General features: G+C 49.6%; 8 protein-coding genes. 2 read left to right on the top strand and 6 right to left on the bottom strand.

The features are described 5' to 3' along the window. The 6 genes from AC2VLY_RS06620 to AC2VLY_RS06595 all read right to left on the bottom strand — a co-directional run. On the bottom strand, positions 1-277 hold a 277-nt coding region (locus AC2VLY_RS06620), incomplete at its 3' end, for a recombinase family protein (RefSeq protein ID WP_486921974.1). A gap of 9 nt (positions 278-286) precedes the next feature. Beyond that, positions 287-820, bottom strand: coding sequence for a hypothetical protein (locus tag AC2VLY_RS06615; RefSeq protein WP_486921973.1), 534 nt, complete (start codon positions 818-820; stop codon positions 287-289). Next, on the bottom strand, positions 810-1,253 hold the full coding sequence (locus AC2VLY_RS06610) for a hypothetical protein (RefSeq protein WP_486921972.1): 444 nt from the start codon (positions 1,251-1,253) through the stop codon (positions 810-812). Before AC2VLY_RS06610 ends, AC2VLY_RS06615 begins: the two co-directional genes overlap by 11 nt. Before the next feature lie 32 nt (positions 1,254-1,285). Continuing rightward, positions 1,286-1,453: a hypothetical protein gene (locus AC2VLY_RS06605; protein ID WP_486921971.1), complete on the bottom strand. Its 168-nt coding sequence runs from the start codon at positions 1,451-1,453 to the stop codon at positions 1,286-1,288. Between the two features lie 17 nt (positions 1,454-1,470). Then, complete coding sequence (locus AC2VLY_RS06600) at positions 1,471-1,728, bottom strand: helix-turn-helix domain-containing protein (protein WP_486921970.1); 258 nt, start codon at positions 1,726-1,728, stop codon at positions 1,471-1,473. Positions 1,729-1,784: 56 nt separating this feature from the next. Further along, complete coding sequence (locus tag AC2VLY_RS06595; RefSeq protein ID WP_486921969.1) at positions 1,785-2,018, bottom strand: helix-turn-helix domain-containing protein; 234 nt, start codon at positions 2,016-2,018, stop codon at positions 1,785-1,787. A 90-nt stretch (positions 2,019-2,108) separates the two neighbouring features. Here AC2VLY_RS06595 and AC2VLY_RS06590 point away from each other — a divergent pair, with 90 nt between their 5' ends. Together AC2VLY_RS06590 and AC2VLY_RS06585 are read left to right on the top strand one after the other, a co-directional pair. After that, complete coding sequence (locus tag AC2VLY_RS06590) at positions 2,109-2,357, top strand: helix-turn-helix domain-containing protein (RefSeq protein WP_486921968.1); 249 nt, start codon at positions 2,109-2,111, stop codon at positions 2,355-2,357. Positions 2,358-2,401: 44 nt separating this feature from the next. After that, entirely contained in the window at positions 2,402-2,611 is a 210-nt protein-coding gene (locus AC2VLY_RS06585; RefSeq protein ID WP_486921967.1) for a hypothetical protein, read from the top strand. Positions 2,612-2,682: the final 71 nt, after the last annotated feature.

Below are 2,682 nucleotides of genomic sequence, written 5' to 3'. Positions count from 1 at the left end.
TCAGCAGCTCGTACAAGTCGAGAACCGAGCGGGTGAGTCGATCCAATTTGTAGACCAGGACGACGTCAATCTCGCCGGACTCGATGGCTTGCATCATACGCTGCAGCTCGGGACGCTCGGTGTTCTTGGCGCTGGCTCCAGCATCGGTGTAGACACCCACGACCGTCCAATCTTGGGCAGCACAAAACGCACGCAACCGTTCGAGCTGCGCATCGAGGGAGAAACCGTCTTCGGCTTGCATAGTGGTGGAGACGCGTGAGTAGAGGGCTGCTCTCATGGTCCCGTCCTAGTGATTTAAAATCAGAGCAATGATGGCCGTAATGACAATGGAACCTATGCCGATCATGACGGTATAAGACATGTTCTGAACATGGCGCGTCGTCTCAGAGAGTTTGCTATCTACACGTTCCGTGAAGACATCGAATTTGGTCTCCATCTTTTCGCCAAGCGCATCGATTTTGTTATCTAGCTTATCCGCCATTGCATCGATTTTGTTGTCCAATCTCTCTGCAATGGTGTCCATTTTATCGTCCATGCGATCGAATTTAGCATCGATGCGATCCATGCTTTCGCGCATGTATTGCCGATGTTCCCGCAACTCAGCGTCGTGCCTCCGGATAATTTCCTGCCATCCATCGTCCATAGAATCACCCCGTTCTAATGTAGCTGATGCTTCCATCATAGCATCATTCGCAAACATATCGGACACGTGGCGAAACCTGTTGTTATTCTCGAAATCGGCATACAATACCTCACCATTCTTTGGTGGTGACGTATTCTTAGATGGAACTGATTCTTGGATGAACTGTTCACGGGACAAAAGGTTCCACCTCGGATCGGTCGGGTATGACTGGGAAATAAAGCGACGTAACTAGTGTGTCCTCATAAAAAATGTGGAAATAGATATCGTCAAACGATTCCAATTCCACGTCCGATCCGTCGTGGGTTTTGGAGGTCCCAATAAGCTTCACAGAATTCCAACTTGAACCGCCGTCTTCAAGATTGTAATCCCATGTCACCAGTTCCTTGTTCCGTTGCTGCATGGAAATGAGGATTCTATTCTTTTCAGTTTGTTCGAGTTTCATCAGCTCAAGAAAAAAAGCAAATTGGAGGGTTGTCGGAACCTTTTTAATCAAAAATTCAGAGAGAACTCCTAAGCAATTCACCTGATCCTTATTACTAATTTCTCGTGCAACAATAAACTGGCTTACTAAAATCTCTTCCGGCTTGGTTGTTGTAAGAAAGGGATTCACACGGTTCAACTCCTTTAATTAAGAATCGATTTTTAATGCAGGTGAGCACCGGCGCTTCGAGTTAGCATCTCCAAGAGTCCGCTCGTAGCGTTTTTAAGTTCCTCTTGTTCTCTTTTCAAATCCTTCGCGAGCTGGTTGACATCCGTTAGACGTTGGTCCAGCTTACTCAGCGCCTCCAGAATCCGGTCGAGCTTGTCCACTTGCAAACCTCCCTCAATCACTCGGAACCTGCGGCGTGTTCGTCGGGGATGAGGTCCTCGACTCGCCGCGGGTCGTCGGATAAGCCTACTAAGTAATCCAGAGATACCCCGAAGTACTCAGCAAGTTTGAGCAGCCCGTCAAAGTCCGGCCTTTGTTCGCCGGTTTCGTAACGGTGGAACTGCCGATAGGTGACACCGATAAATTCCGCGATGTCTTTCTTTTGCGATCCGTGATACGCAATTAATTCTGAAAGTCTGCTGGAGAAATCAGCCACATTCTCACTTCCAAACGCTTGACATGACTACATTAGTCATACATAATGTGACTATATTAGTCACGTTTGCGAGGGGCGGTGATGCCTGGTTCGTCGCTTCGGCCGACGAGATAGTCGAGCGAGACATCAAAGAAGTCAGCAATTTTGATCAGGTTTTCAGGACTAGCTATTTTCCCTGATTCGTACCTTTGCACCATTCTTACGTGCATATCCAATTTGTTGGCCAATTCTTGTTGAGTCCAGTTCACCTTTTTTCGCAATTCCACGAGTCGTTCTGAAAAAGAAATCAAGTTCTTCCTCCAGACTCCTTGACACGACATTAGTGTCGTGTATACTAAGACCATTACGACATTAGTGTCGTGATGAAAGGAGGTGATACAGTGCAGATTGGCGAGAACCTCAGGAAGATTCGCCTCTCTAAAGGACTTACGCAGTCGGAAGCTGCGGCAGCCCTCGATGTTTCCGTGCGGCAACTGCAACGTTGGGAACAGGACGAAAACGCGCCGCCACTCAGTCGTTTAGTCGTCATCTGTGATTTCTACGATGTCGATATTTACGACATTTTATGTCGTAATCCTACCACAAACACCGCTACTGGCAAAGAGGAACAGGCCGCTGCATCGCAATAACCCACCACGCAGGCGCTGCATACCGTGCAGAAGGAGGCGATCCCATGTCAGAGTTGCGTGTGGTCCACGTCGGCCAGCCGTCGCAGGCGGCCTTGCAAGCTGCCGCGAACCAACTGGAGCGGATCCGCCAAAGGGCCATCCAGCGCGTGGTGGATGCAGCGACGGAACAAGGCAAGGAAGTCACCAAAGAGTTCATTGCCGAGGTGCTCGGCCTGCAGGTGTCAGAGGTTGTGATCAAAGGAGGGAGCGCGTGAAGGGAAGGCGGAACATCATAGCCAGGGTTGTCCGCGAGGCGGCAGGGCTGAGCCAACTCCGTTTGGCTTGC

The sequence above is a fragment of the Acidithiobacillus sp. TH-A36 genome (assembly GCF_057473445.1).
Note: the sequence above shows the minus strand (reverse complement) of the source record. Positions and strands in the feature narration are given on the sequence as shown.